Annotated in this window: 14 protein-coding genes; 2 read left to right on the plus strand and 12 right to left on the minus strand. The window is 59.2% G+C overall.

The window, feature by feature from the left end:
- Positions 1–46: 46 nt before the first annotated feature.
- The 3 genes from murC to ftsW are packed head-to-tail and all read right to left on the minus strand — an operon-like array spanning position 47 to position 3,743.
- On the minus strand, positions 47–1,486 hold the full coding sequence (murC, locus tag RUM8411_RS03200; protein WP_085821206.1) for a UDP-N-acetylmuramate--L-alanine ligase: 1,440 nt from the start codon (positions 1,484–1,486) through the stop codon (positions 47–49).
- Positions 1,483–2,580: a UDP-N-acetylglucosamine--N-acetylmuramyl-(pentapeptide) pyrophosphoryl-undecaprenol N-acetylglucosamine transferase gene (locus tag RUM8411_RS03205; RefSeq protein WP_085821207.1), complete on the minus strand. Its 1,098-nt coding sequence runs from the start codon at positions 2,578–2,580 to the stop codon at positions 1,483–1,485. The genes murC and RUM8411_RS03205 overlap by 4 nt, the downstream gene beginning before the upstream one ends.
- Positions 2,580–3,743, minus strand: a complete 1,164-nt coding sequence (ftsW, locus tag RUM8411_RS03210) for a putative lipid II flippase FtsW (protein ID WP_085821208.1) — start codon at positions 3,741–3,743, stop codon at positions 2,580–2,582. Before ftsW ends, RUM8411_RS03205 begins: the two co-directional genes overlap by 1 nt.
- 724 nt (positions 3,744–4,467) lie before the next feature.
- Here ftsW and RUM8411_RS03220 point away from each other — a divergent pair.
- Entirely contained in the window at positions 4,468–5,646 is a 1,179-nt protein-coding gene (locus tag RUM8411_RS03220) for a BaiN/RdsA family NAD(P)/FAD-dependent oxidoreductase (RefSeq protein ID WP_085821210.1), read from the plus strand.
- A gap of 46 nt (positions 5,647–5,692) precedes the next feature.
- Here RUM8411_RS03220 and RUM8411_RS03225 read toward each other — a convergent pair whose 3' ends face one another.
- From RUM8411_RS03225 to mraZ, 9 genes are all read right to left on the minus strand, one after another.
- Positions 5,693–6,067: a glycine zipper family protein gene (locus RUM8411_RS03225; protein ID WP_234995121.1), complete on the minus strand. Its 375-nt coding sequence runs from the start codon at positions 6,065–6,067 to the stop codon at positions 5,693–5,695.
- Between the two features lie 105 nt (positions 6,068–6,172).
- Entirely contained in the window at positions 6,173–7,573 is a 1,401-nt protein-coding gene (murD, locus tag RUM8411_RS03230; protein ID WP_085821211.1) for a UDP-N-acetylmuramoyl-L-alanine--D-glutamate ligase, read from the minus strand.
- A 152-nt stretch (positions 7,574–7,725) separates the two neighbouring features.
- On the minus strand, positions 7,726–8,808 hold the full coding sequence (mraY, locus tag RUM8411_RS03235; RefSeq protein WP_085821212.1) for a phospho-N-acetylmuramoyl-pentapeptide-transferase: 1,083 nt from the start codon (positions 8,806–8,808) through the stop codon (positions 7,726–7,728).
- A 24-nt stretch (positions 8,809–8,832) separates the two neighbouring features.
- Positions 8,833–10,227, minus strand: coding sequence for a UDP-N-acetylmuramoyl-tripeptide--D-alanyl-D-alanine ligase (locus RUM8411_RS03240; protein WP_085821213.1), 1,395 nt, complete (start codon positions 10,225–10,227; stop codon positions 8,833–8,835).
- Positions 10,224–11,705 carry a UDP-N-acetylmuramoyl-L-alanyl-D-glutamate--2,6-diaminopimelate ligase gene (locus tag RUM8411_RS03245; protein WP_085821214.1) on the minus strand — a complete coding sequence of 494 codons (1,482 nt, stop codon included), beginning with the start codon at positions 11,703–11,705 and terminating at the stop codon, positions 10,224–10,226. Before RUM8411_RS03245 ends, RUM8411_RS03240 begins: the two co-directional genes overlap by 4 nt.
- Positions 11,706–11,726: 21 nt before the next feature.
- Entirely contained in the window at positions 11,727–13,514 is a 1,788-nt protein-coding gene (locus RUM8411_RS03250) for a peptidoglycan D,D-transpeptidase FtsI family protein (RefSeq protein ID WP_085821215.1), read from the minus strand.
- Entirely contained in the window at positions 13,511–13,879 is a 369-nt protein-coding gene (gene ftsL, locus RUM8411_RS03255) for a cell division protein FtsL (RefSeq protein WP_085821216.1), read from the minus strand. Before ftsL ends, RUM8411_RS03250 begins: the two co-directional genes overlap by 4 nt.
- Complete coding sequence (rsmH, locus tag RUM8411_RS03260) at positions 13,876–14,868, minus strand: 16S rRNA (cytosine(1402)-N(4))-methyltransferase RsmH (protein WP_085821578.1); 993 nt, start codon at positions 14,866–14,868, stop codon at positions 13,876–13,878. Before rsmH ends, ftsL begins: the two co-directional genes overlap by 4 nt.
- Positions 14,869–14,872: 4 nt before the next feature.
- Positions 14,873–15,376, minus strand: coding sequence for a division/cell wall cluster transcriptional repressor MraZ (mraZ, locus tag RUM8411_RS03265; protein ID WP_085821217.1), 504 nt, complete (start codon positions 15,374–15,376; stop codon positions 14,873–14,875).
- Between the two features lie 912 nt (positions 15,377–16,288).
- On the opposite strand from mraZ, the gene RUM8411_RS03275 reads away from it, so the two are divergent.
- The gene (locus tag RUM8411_RS03275) at positions 16,289–16,513 is read left to right on the plus strand and encodes a DUF1127 domain-containing protein (RefSeq protein ID WP_085821579.1); all 225 of its coding nucleotides are present in this window, start codon (positions 16,289–16,291) and stop codon (positions 16,511–16,513) included.
- The last annotated feature ends 68 nt before the right edge of the window (positions 16,514–16,581 follow it).

Consider the following 16,581-nt stretch of genomic DNA (forward strand, 5'->3'; position numbering starts at 1 on the left):
AATTGCCCCTCCAAGGACGTACATTCTGCAGTTGCGAGATCACCCTTTAAAGTTGCGCGACCCCAGAGTCCACTACGCCCGCGTCATGATTTTGTTGTAAACGCTCGGGCAAACCATTGGCCCAGGCGCTGATGGTACCAGCCCCAAGGCACACAACCATATCGCCGGGGCGGGCCTGTTCGCGGACAAGTCGTTCGAGATCAGCCTCATCCAGCAGCGCGCGCGCGTGGCGGTGGCCGTGGCGGATCAACCCCTGGACCAGATCATCGCGTGAGGCACCTTCGATCGGGTCTTCTCCGGCTGCAAAAATATCGGCGATGGCCACGACATCGGCGTCGTTGAAACAGGTGCAGAAATCATCAAACAGGTTGGACAGGCGCGAGTATCGGTGCGGTTGATGCACGGCAATCACCCGGCCCTCGGTCGCCTGACGGGCGGCTTTCAGCACGGCGGCGATCTCAACCGGGTGGTGGCCGTAGTCGTCGATGATGGTGACCCCGTCGACCTCGCCCACTTTGGTAAACCGGCGATTGACGCCGCCGAAATTGGCCAGAGCCTCGCGGATTTCAGCAGCTTTCATACCCAGATGACGGGCCACAGCCACCGCCGACAGCGCGTTTGAGACGTTGTGATCGCCGGGCATCGGCAGGGTGCAGCCTTCGATCACCGTGTCTTCATATTGCAAGTGGATGTCGAAATGCGCGATGCCGCCCTTGTAGGTCAGGTTTTCCGCCCGCACATCGGCCTGCGCGTTGAACCCATAGGTGCGCACGCGACGATCCGAGATCCGGCCGACCAGCGTTTGCACTTCGGCATGGTCTGTACAACAGACCGCAAGGCCGTAGAACGGCAGGTTCGAGACGAACTCGTAAAACCCCTCGCGCAGGTGATCGAAATCGCCCCAATGCTCCATATGTTCGGGGTCGATATTGGTAACGATGGCAATCGTGGCGGGAAGGCGATTGAACGAGCCGTCGGATTCGTCGGCCTCGACCACCATCCATTCGCCCTGCCCCATCCGGGCGTTGGAGCCATAGGCGTGAATGATGCCGCCATTGATCACGGTCGGGTCAAAATCGCCCGCCACCATCAGTTCAGCCATCATCGTGGTGGTGGTGGTCTTGCCGTGGGTTCCGGCAATGGCGATGTTGGATTTCAGGCGCATCAGTTCGGCCAGCATGTCGGCGCGGCGGACCACCGGCAGATCCAGCGCACGTGCGCCATCCAGTTCGGGGTTGCCTGGCTTGATCGCGGTTGACACAACAACCACCGCCGCGTTTTCCAGATTTTCGGCCCGCTGACCGACAAAAATCTCGGCCCCCAGACCAGCCAAACGGTCGGTGATCTTGGAGGCCTTCAGATCCGATCCCTGAACCCGGTAGCCCAGGTTCAGCAGTACTTCGGCAATGCCCGACATTCCGATCCCGCCAATTCCGACAAAGTGGATCGGCCCGACGTCTTGCGGCAGTTTGGTTGCGGGGTTCATGGGGTCTCCTTCTGCGCCAGCTGTTCAACGAGGGCCACCAGACGCTCGGTCGCGTCCGGCGCGCCGGTCGACAGGGCGGCGCGGGCCATTTTCTGCGCGGCTTCCGGGTTGGTCAAAACGGCGGTGATCTGCTCGGTCAGGGCGGAAACGTCAAGCAGGTTTTCGGGGATCATCACCGAGCCGCCTGCCTGCACCAGCCCGCGCGCATTGGCGGTCTGGTGGTCACCTGCGGCCGCCGCAAACGGCACCAGGATTGAGGGGCGGCCAATGACCGAGATATCAGCGACGCTGGACGCGCCCGAGCGTGAGATTACCAACTGTGCGTCGGACATGCGGCGCGGCACGTCCTGAAAGAAGGGCTGCACATCGGCGCGGATACCATGGTCGTTGTAAAACGCGGTCACCCGGGCGCCGTCTTCGTCGCGCGCCTGATGGGCGACGCGGATATGGTGGCGCAGACCCTCGGGCAGTGCCGCAATGGCGCCGGGCACCACATCGCTGAGGACGCGCGCGCCCTGGCTGCCGCCCATCACCAGGATCGACATCGGGTAATCGCCGGGTGGAATGTAACCTGCAGCAGCCCGGTCCAACACGGCGGCGCGCACCGGGTTGCCCGTGTGGATGCCCTGCGCCCCTTCGGGCAGGTCGGTGGGCCAGACGCCGCAGGCCACCTGGGCCACGCGGGTGGCAAACAATTGGTTCACCCGGCCCAACACTCCGTTTTGTTCGTGGATCATGCGCGGGATTTTCAGCAGGGTCGCGGCCCCCAGCGCCGGGATCGACGGGTAGCCGCCAAATCCCACAACCACATCTGGCCTGTCGCGCAGCATATGAACGCTCATCGCGGTGACGCCGCCGGCAATCTTGGGGCCGACCATCAATTTGGCCGCCAGACCGCCACGGGCGAAGGTGGCCGAGGAGGCCTCGGTTATTTCGGTCGTATGGGGGAATCCGCTGGTATAGCGCGCGCCGCGCGTATCGGTGGACAGGCGCACGCGCCAGCTCTTGTGCAGCATCGCCTCGGCCAGCGCCTGCGCCGGGAACATATGACCCCCGGTGCCGCCAGCCGCAATCAACAGATAGGGTTTGCCCATTAGCCTCGTCCGCGCAGAATATCACCTAGTTCGCCCTGTGGGCGCGAGCGGGTAAACGCCAAAAGCATGCCAACCGCAATACCCCCGGCAATCAGAGATGAGCCGCCATAGCTGACGAACGGTAACGTCATGCCCTTGGCAGGCAGCAAACGCACGGCCACGCCCATGTTGATCATCGCTTGAACGCCGAACATGCAGGCCAGACCAGTGCCTGCCAGACGGATGAACATATCGCGCTCGCGCATCAGACGCAGCTGCGATCGCACCACGATGATGGAATAGAGCGCGATGATGATCAGCACCAGGATCAGCCCGTATTCCTCAGCCGCAACGGCAATGATGAAATCCGTATGCGCATCGGGCAGCGACCATTTCACCTGGCCTTCGCCCACGCCGACACCAAACAGACCCCCCTCGCGGATGGCGTTGGTGGCATAGCCCAGTTGGGTGGTCGGATCGACCTCTTGGTTCAGAAAACCGTCAATGCGGCGGGCAAAATGTTCCGAGTTGGAATAGGCGAACATGCCGCCCAGCACGACGACTCCAGCCATGCCAACCAGCAACAGCATCGGCGCACCAGCCACGAAATACATCACGCCCCAGCCAAAAAGCATCAGACAAGCCTGACCGAAATCGGGTTGCATCACCAACATGGCGACAATCGCCATGCACAACGCAAAAGACCACAGCCGCCCCGGCGGGCCGTTGATTTGCTGCGACGCCGCCAGCAGCCATGCGGCCACCACGACGAACCCGGGTTTCAGAAATTCAGATGGTTGCAGAGAGGCAAAGCCCAGCGAATACCAGCGCACCGCCCCTTTGCCGAAATCGGTGCCAAAAACCGGCAGAAATGCCAGCGCCACGAAAGACGCCAGAAAGCCCAGCACTGCAAGTCGCCGCACCAAAGTCGGCGACATCATCGAGGTCAGCAGCATCGCAATCAGTGCCACCCCGCCAAACAGCGCCTGGCGTTCAACATAGTGGAACGGATCGAACCCGTTGCGCCCTGCCAGAGGCGGCGATGAGGCCAGCCCCAGCAACAAGCCGATGACAAACAGGATCAGAACGCAGGACATCGTCCAGCGATCAATCGTCCGCCACCACTTTGGTAGAATCGGTTCGCCGCGCTGGTCCTGGACCGCGCCATACACCATCTCAGTCATGAGATACCGCCACTATCTGCCTCGTCAACGTCCCGTTTTCGGGATCTGGTTGAGACTCTACCGCGATTTTTGCGTTTGGGCTAGCGGAATGAACAGGACAAACCCAATGAATGGATTCGCCGGGCACGTTTTGGCTTTTCTGAAGGTCGGATTTCGAATTATTGTTGTGGCATGAAGCACAATCTTCTTCATAGCGTGGCTCATAATTTCACGGATTCTCTTGCAGGAGGCCTGAGTTTCGTCGCGCCACCACATGTGATTTCGGCGAGTGTTTTCGCCGAGGCAGCATGTGCGAAAGACGGTTTTTTTATTGCGAACTTTCTGACAGGTCGGGTTCAAGGAGCCTTGTTTGACGATGAAATGGCAACGATAATTCCTTTGTATCGCAACGCTTTTCCGAATTTCTGTGAGAAACAGCAAGTGGACCATTCTGACTACGCGGCATTTCTCGTCCGCTTTATTTCCGGTCTAAACGGAAACAGATACGTAATCACAATCGAAGATCACCGCGGACGAAGATCATCTCGCGAGTATCTAGGTGGCAACGGGAAAAGAACCGAAGTCATCGATGACCAAGGAAGACGGAGACCAAGACACTTCGCAGTTCCACTAGACTGACCCAGTCTTTCTCATTCAGTTCAGGGTTTGGTATTTCCGCTGTCGTGTACGAGCGCAAAAACCGCAAGCTCTTGCCATCTCGTGCAATCCGCGCCATGCGCAGCAGATGAGTTATGACACGATCATCCTTGGTGCTGGCGCGGCTGGCATGATGTGCGCGGCCCATTGTGGTGGGCGCGTGCTGGTGATCGATCACGCCAAGGCCGCGGGTGAGAAAATCCGCATCTCAGGCGGAGGGCGCTGCAATTTCACCAATATGCATGCGGGGCCCGAGAATTTCCTGTCGCAGAACCCGCATTTCTGCAAATCCGCTTTGGCGCGCTACACGCAGTGGGATTTCGTTGATCTGGTCGCACGGCACGGGATTGCATGGCACGAAAAGACACTGGGGCAGCTGTTCTGCGACGGGTCCTCGAAGCAAATCATCCAGATGCTGCTGGATGAGATGGCGGGCGCCGGGGCCGAGCTGTGGGTGCGGGCATCCGTTCAGGATCTGCGCAAGACCGACGCTGGCTTTGCGCTAGAGGTTGACCTTGAGGGGCAGCGTCACAGTTTGACCTGCTCCAATCTGGTTCTGGCCACCGGCGGCAAGTCGATCCCCAAGATGGGCGCGACGGGGCTGGCGTATGATATCGCGCGCCAGTTCGGGCTGCGGATGACCGAAACGCGGGCTGCTCTGGTGCCGTTCACCTTTTCGGACGGCAGGTTCAAAGACCTGTCCGGAGTGTCCCTGCCTGTACGGTTGTCGAATGACCGCACCGCGTTTGACGAGGCGTTGCTGTTCACCCATCGCGGCCTCAGCGGGCCTTCGGTGCTGCAGCTGTCGTCCTATTGGCTTGAAGGCGAAGAGATTCGGGTCAATCTGATCCCTGACCTGCCCCTGTTCGACCTGCTGCGCGAACAACGCCAAAGCGGTGGACGCAAGGCGCTGACGACCGAGTTGTCGCGCCACCTGCCCGGACGGTTGGTGGACTATTTAACGCAGCATATCGCGATGCAGGGCAATCTGGCCGATCAGTCGGACGCCGCTTTGGCAGAGCTGATCGCAGCCCTGTCGGACTGGCCGCTGACGCCCTCGGGCTCGGAAGGGTATCGCACCGCCGAAGTGACCCTTGGCGGCATCAACACCGATGATTTGTCGTCGAAAACGATGGAGGCCAGGGATGTCCCCGGCCTCTATGCGATTGGTGAAGCGGTGGATGTCACCGGCTGGCTGGGCGGCTACAACTTCCAGTGGGCATGGTCCTCGGGCCACGCCGCTGGCACTGCAATCGCCAGACGTTAACCGACACTCTGCGCGTGGCCTTAGCCGACACTCTGTGTACGGGGCTTTAGCCGACGACGTTGTAACCGCGACCGCGCATACAGTTGCGCACCAGAACCTCTTTGTTCTGATTCTTGTTGATCACGTCCGCACCGGCGCCAACCAATGCACCAGCAACGGCTGCCCGGCCCAGATTGTCGCTGCTGTCTTGTACGATTCCGGTAACAGCGGCGGCACCGACGGCACCAATGGCGGCATTCCCTGCGGTGGAGCCATCAACGCTGGCTTGCGATGCGGCGAGTTGCTGACATTGCTGCAGATCCACATTGTAGTTGGGGCCTACGGGGCCATCAACGACAGGCTGATAGTTCGCACCGGTGTTTGTGCAGGCGCCAGCCACAAGAAGGGCGGGCAGGATCAGAGAAAACTTACGAAACGGCATAGTCATAACCTCGTTTTGAATTTGCAGGCAAGCAAGCCCAATAATCATGGCGCGTCAAGCTGATAGCGCCGCAGCTTGGCCCAACCGGCGGTCTATTGCAAATGGCTAGTCCGGTAACCGTTGCTGGACCTGGGCCACAAAATCCTCTCCGCGCTGTTCGAAATTGTCATATTGGTCGAAACTGGCGGCTGCCGGGGCCAGCAGGATCGTATCACCCGGCTGGGCCTCAGCCATGGCTTGTTCGACGGCGTCTGCCATCGTCGTGCAGACCTGCGCGTCGGCCTCAAGCTGTATGGCGAAATTCGCCGCTTCACGCCCAATGACATAGGCTTTGATCACCTTGTCCTTGGCCCCGTTCAACGCGGCAATGCCGCCCTCTTTCTCAAGCCCGCCACAGATCCAGCGGACCTTTTTGAACGCGCTCAGGGCTTTCAATGCGCTGTCCACATTGGTGGCTTTCGAGTCGTTTACATAGGTGACCCCACCGGACTCGGCGATAATCTGACTGCGATGCGGCAAACCTGGATAGCTGTGCAGCGCATCCTCGATCAACCGCGGCGCCAACCCCAGTGCACGACACGCGGCATAGGCGGAACAGGCGTTCTGATGGTTATGTGCCCCTGGCAGCCCTTTGATGTCACGCAGATCAATCGCACCGGCTTGTCGACCTTTGCGGTATTCCGACAGGAATCCTTTGCGCGCAAAGACCTGCCAGCCCGGCCCAGTCAGCTTGCGCGCGACAGAGATTCGGATGACCCGGTCATCGGTCGGCCCTTCAGCAAGTTGGCCAGCCAGAAACGCGCCTTCGCTCTCATCCACACCGATCACAGCGCGATCCGGCCCCCCTTCGGAAAACAAGCGACGTTTGGCAGCGAAATAGCCACCCATGCCACCATGCCGGTCCAGATGGTCCGGCGACAGGTTGGTGAACACCGCCACATCCGGAGTCAGCGCCCGGGCCAGTTCGGTCTGATAGCTGGATAGCTCCAGCACTACGACCGAGCCGTCCCCGCCCGGGTCGATATCCAGAACTCCACGTCCAATATTGCCGGCCAACTGGGCTTCGCGCCCGGCCTCGGTCAGGATGTGATGGATCAAAGCCGCCGTGGTGGATTTCCCATTTGACCCGGTTACCGCAATCACCCGCGGCGGGGTTTCGAAATTGTTCCATTCCGATCCGGCAAAGGACCGAAAGAACAACCCGATGTCATTGTCTACAGGCACACCAGCCTCAAGCGCGGCCGCGACTACCGGGTTCGGTTCCGGATAAAGATGCGGGATACCCGGCGAAACAATCAGCGACGCGATGCCCTCAAATGCGCCATGACGGCGCAGATCCGCGCAGGCGAATCCTTCAACCTCGGCCTTTTCCCGGGCCGCAGGGTTATCGTCCCAGCATACCGGTTCCGCTTGGCCCGCCCGCAACGCACGCGCAGTGGCCAGCCCCGATCGGCCAAGCCCCAGAACTGCAACCTTCTGCCCTGAAAACCCTTTGACCGGGATCATGCCGCCCCACCCTCTTTCAACGTCTCGATTGGCCGCCACACTGCACCGAAGAATTCACCGATGGCAAGGGCACGGTCAGGCTCGTGCGTCAGCACGAGCTTGGCCCAACAGGTGGCAGGTGGACCGTAGGTCCGCCGAACCTGGCGGGAGTGTTACCGGACTTTCAGCGTGGCCAGCCCGATCATCGCCAGGATCAATGAGATGATCCAGAACCGGATCACGATGGTAGGTTCCGCCCAGCCTTTTTTCTCGTAATGGTGGTGGATCGGTGCCATCAGAAATACACGGCGCCCGGTGCGTTTGAAGTACAGCACCTGAATGATCACACTCAGCGCCTCAACCACGAACAGACCGCCGACAACCGCCAATACCAGTTCATGCTTGGTCGCCACGGCCATCGCACCCAGCGCACCCCCCAATGCAAGCGAACCGGTATCACCCATGAACACGGCCGCAGGCGGCGCGTTGTACCAAAGAAACCCCAGCCCAGCCCCAAACAGCGCCGAAGTGAAGATGAAAATCTCTCCGGTTCCCGGCACGTAATGCACATCCAGATACTCGGTAAAGTCGACCCGGCCAACCGCATAGGCGATGATCCCCAGCGTCGAGGCCGCGATCATCGCAGGCATAATGGCAAGCCCGTCCAAACCATCGGTCAGGTTTACCGCGTTGGCCGAACCAACGATCACAACAATGGCAAAGGGAATATAGAAAACCCCCAGATTGACCAGCGTGTCTTTGAAAACCGGCACAGCCATTTGGTTCTGCAGCGCTTCGGGGTGATGCAACGTCGCCCAAAGCGAGGCCAAAACTGCAATGATAACCCCCAGTGACAGACGCATTTTTCCGGACACGCCCTTGGTGTTCTGCTTGGATACTTTGGCATAGTCATCGGCAAAACCAATGGCAGCAAAAGCCAGCGTCACAAACAGCACCATCCAGACGTATGGGTTATCCCACCGAGCCCAGACCAGGGTCGACGTCACCAGCGCGCCAACGATCAGCAAGCCGCCCATGGTGGGCGTTCCAGCCTTCGAGAAATGCCCTTCGGGCCCGTCATCGCGGATAGGTTGGCCTTTGCCCTGCTTGCGCCGCAGCACGTTGATCAGGGGTTTACCGAAAATAAACCCAAAGATCAGCGCTGTCATAAACGCACCCCCGGCCCGGAACGTGATATAGCGAAAGAGGTTCCAGAAATCCCCTCCGTCCGACAGGCCGGTCAACCAATAGAGCATATCAAAACCTTTCTCGTGCCGAGATCATGGGTCCAGCGCGCTCCCTTGCCCCATTTTCCGCAAACCGTCAACAATACGCGCCAGCACCATGCTTAGCGAGCCTTTTGCCAGCACTGTATCCCCTGCCCGGATCAGATCAGGCAGATGCGCGGCCATCTCGGCGCTGGTTTCAAACCAAAGCCCGCGTTTGTCTTCGGGCAAAGCCTGATGCAGCGCCCGCATCAACGGGCCGATGCAATGGACCTGATCTACCTGCCCCATCGCTGTCGCCTGCGCCATTTCGGCGTGCATGGCGACCTCCCGCAGACCCAACTCTTTCATGTCACCCAGAAACGCAACCCGGCGTGTGCCCTGAGATGCAGCCAACACATCCAGCGCGGCCTCCATCGAGGTGGGGTTGGCATTATAGCTGTCATCCAACAGCTCAATCTGGCCGCCATCCGGCAGCGCAATGTGTTCCCGCACGCCGCGCCCCTTGACCGGCGTCCAGTTCTTTAAACCAGCAATCGCCTGATCCAGATCGACGCCCATTTCGACACTGGCTGCCAACGCCCCCAAGGCATTCATTGCAAAATGTGTTCCGGCGGACCGAACGTCATATGACACCGTTTTGTCGCCAACCTGAGCTACTGCTTGAACTGAGTCAGGTCCTTGCGTCACGTCGGTCAGGACGTAGTCTGTGCCCTTGCGACCGAAATCGACGGTCTTGGAGGCGTGCTTATGCGCGCAGGTCCGCAAGATATCCGCTGTACTGACATCCGCATTTACTATGGCCACACCACCCTCTGCCAACCCGTGGAAAATCGCCGCCTTCTCACGCGCGATGCCTTCAACCGATTCAAAAGCCTCAAGATGGACTGCCGCCACGGTTGTCACCAACGCCACATGTGGCTTGGATTGCAGCGCCAAAGGCCCGATCTCCCCGGGGTGATTCATTCCAATCTCGATCACAGCAAACGCTGCGTCACGCGGCATCCGAGCCAGGGTCAGCGGCACCCCCCAATGGTTGTTATAGCTGGCAACACTGGCATGTGTTTTTCCCTGTATTTCCAGAATGCTGGCAAGCATTTCTTTGGTCGAGGTCTTGCCGACACTGCCGGTCACGCCAACCACCTGCGCAGAACAACGCGCGCGGGCCGCTTGCCCCAACGCCTCAAGCCCTGTTTGCACATCCTCGACAATCAACAGTGGTGCGTCTTCTGGCACACCGTCGGGCACGCGCGAAACCAGAGCGGCCCCCGCCCCTTTTTCCAACGCCTGCGCCACAAAGTCGTGCCCGTCCCTTGCCGCCTTCAGCGCGACAAACAAATCGCCGGGCTGAATGGTGCGCGTGTCGATGGACACGCCGCCTACGGTCCAATCCGTTGTCACACGCCCGCCTGTGGCCTTGGCTGCCTCGGTCGCTGTCCAAAGCGTCATGCGACCCTCCCGTCGAGTGCCGCAACTGATATGCTGGCCTGTTCCACGTCGTCAAATGGCAACACCTGATCGCCCACGATCTGGCCTGTCTCATGCCCTTTGCCCGCAATCAACAGCGCGTCGCCAGGTTGCAGCGCGTCAATGCCGCGCAAGATCGCCTCGGCCCGGTCACCTACTTCGGTAGCCTCGGCCGCGCCCGCCATTACAGCGGCGCGGATGGCCGCAGGGTCTTCGCTGCGCGGATTGTCGTCCGTTACAAACACGACGTCCGCGTGATTGGCCGCAGCCCGTCCCATCAGGGGGCGTTTGGTGGCATCACGATCCCCCCCCGCACCGACAATGGCGATCAAACGGCCCATCACATGTGGGCGCAACGCCTTGAGCGCGGTGGCAACAGCATCCGGAGTATGGGCGTAATCCACAAACACCGCTGCGCCGTTTTCCCGGGTTGCGGCCAACTGCATGCGGCCTCGCACGGTGGTCAGATTCGGCAAGGTTTCGAAAACACGGGCAGGGTCGTCCCCGGCGGCAATTACAAGGCCACAGGCCAACAGGATATTTTCGGCCTGAAACCCTCCGATCAGGTTCAGCCGACTCAGAACCACTTTGCCCTGCCACGAAAAACGCAAATCCTGCCCCGTTGCGTCAAACCGTTGGTTCATCAGGCACAAATCCGCATCGCCCAGCCCGACCGTCAGCACCTTTTGCCCCCGCGCCTCGGCAATTTTACGGACCAGAGCCCCCTTGGGATCGCTCATGTTGATCACGACCGTGCCATCCTGCGGCAGAACCCGGTCAAACAGGCCCGCTTTGGCGTCGAAATAGGCCTCAAAGGTTTCGTGATAGTCCAAATGGTCCTGCGTAAAGTTCGAAAACCCGGCAGCGGTCAGCTGAACTCCGTCCAGGCGGCGCTGCTCCAACCCATGTGAGGATGCCTCCATCGCCGCATGAGTCACGCCATTCTCGACCGCTTCGGCCAGACAACGATGCAGGGTGATCGGCTCTGGCGTAGTATGGGCCAGAGGCGCGGTCCAGGCGCCCTCGACCCCGGTGGTACCAAGATTGACCGCAGCATGGTCAAGTTCGGCCCAAATCTGGCGTACAAAGGTCGCGACCGAGGTTTTGCCGTTAGTGCCTGTGACGGCCACGATTGTTTGCGGTTGTGCGCCAAACCAAAGCGCGGCGCATCCGGCGAAAGCTTGTCTTGGGTCTTCGACAACGATCAGCGCGGCATCAGATGCCGCTAGTTCCGAGGCCGCAATCTCAGCACCTTCGGCATCGGTCAGAACGGCCGATGCGCCCATGCGCAGCGCAAATTGAATGAACTCACCACCATGGACACGCGTACCGGGAAGGGCTGCGAACAGATACCCGTCTTTGACCTCGCGGCTGTCAACCGCCAGCCCGGTAATGTCGGGGTTCGCCCCGCCCCGTGCCGTCAGGGCCAGTTGGCTAAGTTTCTTCGTTCTTGCGCCCATGACCCACCTCGTTTGGACAGCCTAATTTGAGGTCAGCGTTATAGCAGCGCCCGCCTCAGGCTCAAGCCGCGGACGTAGGCCCAACAAGGGCGCGATACGTCCTATCAGTTCTGCCGCAACCGGGACCGCTGTCCAGCCCGCTGTGCGGCGCTTTTCGCCGTAGGCGACAATCGAGGGCTCATCCAGTGTGACGATCAGTACATACTTGGGATCATAGGCTGGGAAGAACGTCGCAAAGGTGGCGATGACCTTGTCGTCATAGTAGCCGCCGCGCGGCTTGGGTTTGTCCGCCGTGCCGGTTTTGCCCGCCACATCGTACCCCGCCACATCGCCAAAGCTGGCCGTGCCATCCGTCACCACGCGGCGCAACATGGTCTGCGCCTGTTGCGCGGCGTTGTCCGACATTACGCGCGGTCCATATTGCGGGCCATTTTTGCGCAGGATGGTCGGGCTGACATAATGCCCGCCATTGGCAATCGCTGCATAACCCGCTGCTAGATGCATCGGGCTGGTCGACAACCCGTGGCCATAGGAAATCGTTACCGTGCTGAGCTCACCCCATTTCCTGGGTTTGAGAGGCTCGCCGCCCTTCGCTTCGACAATCTCAAACGGAGTGGGCTCGAACATGCCCAATGCGCGCAGAAACTCCTGCTGTCTTTTCGCGCCGATCTGCAGTGCCAGCCGCCCCGTTCCCCGGTTCGAGCTGTGGACGATCACATCCGCCACGCTGATCTTGCCGTAATTCTTGCCGTTGAACTCCCCGATCGGGAAACGACCGATCCGCATCGGGCCAGATGTGTCGATAATGGTATTCGAATTCACCAACCCCAGCTGCACAGCCTGCGCGGCCGTAAAGATTTTGAACACCGAGCCCAGCTCGTACACGCCTTGCACATAGCGGTTGAACAGCGGGCTGTCAGAGGGATCAAACCCCGAGGTCGGCGGGCGTGGGCGATCATTGGGATCAAAGGATGGCAGCGAGGCCGCCGAGACCACCTCGCCCGTATGCGCATTCATCAAAACGGCCGATGCGCCTTTGGCATTCATGATCTTCATGCCGCCGTACAGCACTTGCTCGACTGCGGCCTGAATGGTCAGGTCAAGTGACAGCTGAAGCGGCTTGTTGCCATTGGCCGGATCGCGCAGATAGTCGTCGAACTGCTTTTCGACACCGGCCACACCGATCACCTCGGCGGCGCTGACGCCTTCACGACCAAAGCCAGAACCACCCAGGATATGAGCGGCCAAACGGCCATTGGGATACAGCCGCATTTCACGCGGACCAAACAGAATGCCTGGATCACCGATATCGTGCACCGCTTGTTTTTGCTCGGGCGAGATGCGTTTCTTGATCCACAGGAATTTGCGATCACCGGTGAAGTCCTTGACCAGACGCTCTTTTTCCAGATCAGGGAAGATTGCCACCAACTGATCAGCTGCGGCAACGGGATCGATCATCAATGGCGGTTGCGCATAGACAGAATAGGTGTCCAGATTGGTTGCCAGAATGCGGCCTTCGCGGTCAACAATGTTGGCGCGCTGCATGGCGATGGCGGCCCCCGGCGCGTTGGCCAGCGGTTCTTGCGCCTCGGACGTGGCAAGCATGCCCATGCGGACACCAACCACTGAGAACGCGCAGAAAAAGAATAGGCCCAACACCAAAAGGCGCCCTTCGGCGCGGGCGCGGGCGCGGTCTTTCATGTCTTCGTGGCGCTGCCGAATATTTTCGCGCTCAATCACTTTGGGGTTTTCGCCACGGGCACGGGCCTCAAGGATACGGGCAAGCGGACGTAGAGGCGTGCGGGTCATGGGAACTGAACCTCGCCCAGTGCCTGCGTATTGGTGATGGCCTGTAATTCGATCGGGTCGACGATGGGCAGGTCCGGGTCCTCGGCATAAGCAATCTGATCGGCGCGACCAAACTGTTCAGCGCGCAGGGGCAGCAGGCCAAGGCGTTCAAAGTTCAGATCAGCCAGTTCGCGCAGCCGGTCGGGACGGTTCAGATACGCCCATTCGGCGTTCAGAACAGCCAGCTTCACCTGCGCCATGCCGATCTCACGCTGCAACCGCTGTGTTTCTTTCACCACTTGCTGGGTGCGATAGTTCTCTTGATAGGCCCAAAGTGCCAATCCGAACACGGCCAGAGCGGTTAACACATACAATACACTCTTCATTTTGCCCTCCCCCCAAGTTGCGGCATCCCAATAGCACGCGAGTCAATTTCCCCCGCCGGAGCATCGGTCCGCACAGCCACACGCAGTTTTGCTGAGCGCGCGCGTGGATTGTCCTGCAATTCCTCATCATCCGGGCCAACGGCCTTACGGGTTTTCAGCGTGAATTGCGGCAGTTCCTGTTCAATCTCAGGCGCATACCGGTTGGCGCGCCCGGTTTTACCTGCGCGGGACTGAAAGAACCTTTTGACCATCCGATCCTCAATTGAATGAAAGGTCACAATAGCCAGTTGCCCGCCGGGCTTAAGTGCGCGTTCAGCCGCCATCAGGCCTTGAAACAGCTCTTCATATTCTGCATTCACAGCGATCCGCAGCCCCTGAAAGCTGCGCGTTGCTGGGTGCGATTGCCCCGGCTTGGGGCGTGGCAGACAGGATTCAATAATTCCAACCAGTCGCAGAGTTGTCGTGATCGGCTCTTCGGTGCGCGCCTTCACAATTGACCTGGCGATGCGCCGGCTGGCGCGCTCTTCACCATAGTGGAACAGGATATCGGCCAATTGCGTCTCGGTCGCGGTGTTGACCAGATCCGAGGCACTTTCGCCCTCCTGGCTCATACGCATGTCCAGCGGGCCGTCTCTCATAAAAGAAAAGCCGCGTTCTGCCTGATCCAGTTGCATGGACGAGACGCCAAGATCCAGCACTACGCCGTCAAGATCCTGCGCATATTCATCCAAGCGCGAGAATACACCGGGTTGCAACACCAGCCGGTCGCCATAGTCGCCCGCCCAGTCAGTGACCATTTCAAAAGCCAGCGGGTCGCGATCCACACCGATGACTTTTTCGGCCCCAGCGTCCAGCAAGCCGCGCGTATACCCCCCGGCCCCGAAGGTTCCGTCAAGCCAGACACCCGAAATAGGTGAAACCGCCGCCAGCAAGGGGCGCAACAGAACAGGGACGTGAGGTTTATCCGAAGGGGTGTCCGCGCCGGCCATGCCGTCACGCGTCCCCGACGCCATCAAGAAACTCCAGCGGATCGAAATCATCTGGCTGTTCATCCAGCCATTCTTCGGTCGACGCCAGTTCTACGGACTCGTATGTTTCGGGCTGCCATATCTGAAACGTGTCACCGGCGGCGATAAAGAAGGCATCTTTCTCAAGGCCTATTTTGCTGCGCAGCTTTGCCGGCAAAACCAGACGACCAGTTTCATCTACATTGGTTGGAAAGGACTGACCATGGAACATCCGCTGCAGCATCTTCCGCTGCATCGATCCGCGCGGCAATGCATCAATCTTGGCGTCAACCTCTTCGATTGCCTGCATGGTATAGCATTCAAGGAATTTACGGCGGTGGTCACCATAGACAATCACCAGTTCAGGTGCGTCACCGGGCTGCCAGTTCGGGTCAGAAGCCTCAAGCACACGGCGAAACGAGGCCGGGATCGACACCCTGCCCTTCGCATCCACCTTGTGGTGGCTTTCACCTCTAAACCTGCGCGCCAAGACGACTGTCCCTTCCGCTTGCGCCCCACTAAAACTTTAGTCCCCCAGATGAAAAACGGCGGGTTGATCTGCTGCCACTGATCAACCCGCCGCATTGACCCGCTGTGCGGGATGTCCAGCTGCGCGCGCCACCTGGGGGGATGTCTGCTCGCCCGCGCGCCGGATCTCTTGATTGATGAAAGCGAGATGCCTGTATGAAACCTGATTTTATTGGTTCGGGGTCGTTTGGCGCCCCATGTGCCTCGTCCTCATCGGATGAATTAGGGATGCCATGGGAATTCATGGAAATCAACAACTATTTTCAACAGAATCTCAGTCAAACACAATATTGCCGGTTCGACAACGAACATAAAGCAACCAACTTGCACCACAGATTGACCTGCTTTGTCCCAGAATCCCAATATATAGTGAATGCTGGCAGCCACCTCGATAATCCCATAATTTCCCATAATTGTTTCACAAGTGGCGAATACTCATCCGCCATCCCGTTCAGATCGTGTTTTTTCGGACGAATCACAGACCGCCACACCGGTCAAGCAATCCCTCACTCCAAAACTCCGTGCCCTCCCATAATTTCCCATGCGAAGGATTGCGGGGGTTGGTAAGGGGGCCGCACATCGCCTGACATAGCGATTGCAAATCGCACAAATTTCAGAATGCCCGCACAAAGAAGGGGCAATCGTCTGCATGCCTTTAGGTCATGGAAAAACCACGGTTTGTACGCAGGGCGTTAAAAACCCTTATTTTCAAAGCCCTTCCGCCATCACACTTACAACACATTGATATCTATGCAATTGCTGCATAGCAGCATTGACGACGTGAGCTATTGTGCAATCGCAGCATTGGCCTATTTTCAGTCTCAAGCAAACGCCGGACAACACCGGCAGCAACGACATCTACTGGGTAACGAACATGGCTGTAGCAACACAACAAACCGCGCTCAAAGGCGCGCCGGCAACCGGCCTGACATCTTTGATCGAGGTCGCAAAGACCCGTTTCGCCCGTTACCGCATGTACCGCCAGACGGTAAATGAACTGTCCGAGCTATCGGATCGTGAACTGGCCGATCTGGGATTGCACCGCTCGATGATCCGTCGTCTTGCGATGCAGGCCACAGAAGAACAACTGACGCGTTAAGCGCAACACGACATAACCGAGATCAGGTCCATCTCCTCCCTTTGGACCTGTATATCAGCGGCGACATC

This window comes from Ruegeria meonggei, from assembly GCF_900172215.1.
Lineage (GTDB): Bacteria > Pseudomonadota > Alphaproteobacteria > Rhodobacterales > Rhodobacteraceae > Ruegeria > Ruegeria meonggei.

Bases quoted from the DNA above. Each gene is read 5' to 3' on its own strand.
- ftsW (WP_085821208.1), bottom strand. From the start codon at position 3,743: ATGACTGAGATGGTGTATGGCGCGGTCCAGGACCAGCGCGGCGAACCG.
- RUM8411_RS03240 (WP_085821213.1), bottom strand. From the start codon at position 10,227: ATGACGCTTTGGACAGCGACCGAGGCAGCCAAGGCCACAGGCGGGCGT.
- RUM8411_RS03275 (WP_085821579.1), top strand. From the start codon at position 16,289: ATGGCTGTAGCAACACAACAAACCGCGCTCAAAGGCGCGCCGGCAACC.
- rsmH (WP_085821578.1), bottom strand. From the start codon at position 14,868: ATGGCCGGCGCGGACACCCCTTCGGATAAACCTCACGTCCCTGTTCTG.
- ftsL (WP_085821216.1), bottom strand. From the start codon at position 13,879: ATGAAGAGTGTATTGTATGTGTTAACCGCTCTGGCCGTGTTCGGATTG.
- murC (WP_085821206.1), bottom strand. From the start codon at position 1,486: ATGAACCCCGCAACCAAACTGCCGCAAGACGTCGGGCCGATCCACTTT.
- RUM8411_RS03220 (WP_085821210.1), top strand. From the start codon at position 4,468: ATGAGTTATGACACGATCATCCTTGGTGCTGGCGCGGCTGGCATGATG.
- murD (WP_085821211.1), bottom strand. From the start codon at position 7,573: ATGATCCCGGTCAAAGGGTTTTCAGGGCAGAAGGTTGCAGTTCTGGGG.
- RUM8411_RS03225 (WP_234995121.1), bottom strand. From the start codon at position 6,067: ATGCCGTTTCGTAAGTTTTCTCTGATCCTGCCCGCCCTTCTTGTGGCT.
- RUM8411_RS03205 (WP_085821207.1), bottom strand. From the start codon at position 2,580: ATGGGCAAACCCTATCTGTTGATTGCGGCTGGCGGCACCGGGGGTCAT.
- RUM8411_RS03245 (WP_085821214.1), bottom strand. From the start codon at position 11,705: ATGGGCGCAAGAACGAAGAAACTTAGCCAACTGGCCCTGACGGCACGG.
- RUM8411_RS03250 (WP_085821215.1), bottom strand. From the start codon at position 13,514: ATGACCCGCACGCCTCTACGTCCGCTTGCCCGTATCCTTGAGGCCCGT.
- mraY (WP_085821212.1), bottom strand. From the start codon at position 8,808: ATGCTCTATTGGTTGACCGGCCTGTCGGACGGAGGGGATTTCTGGAAC.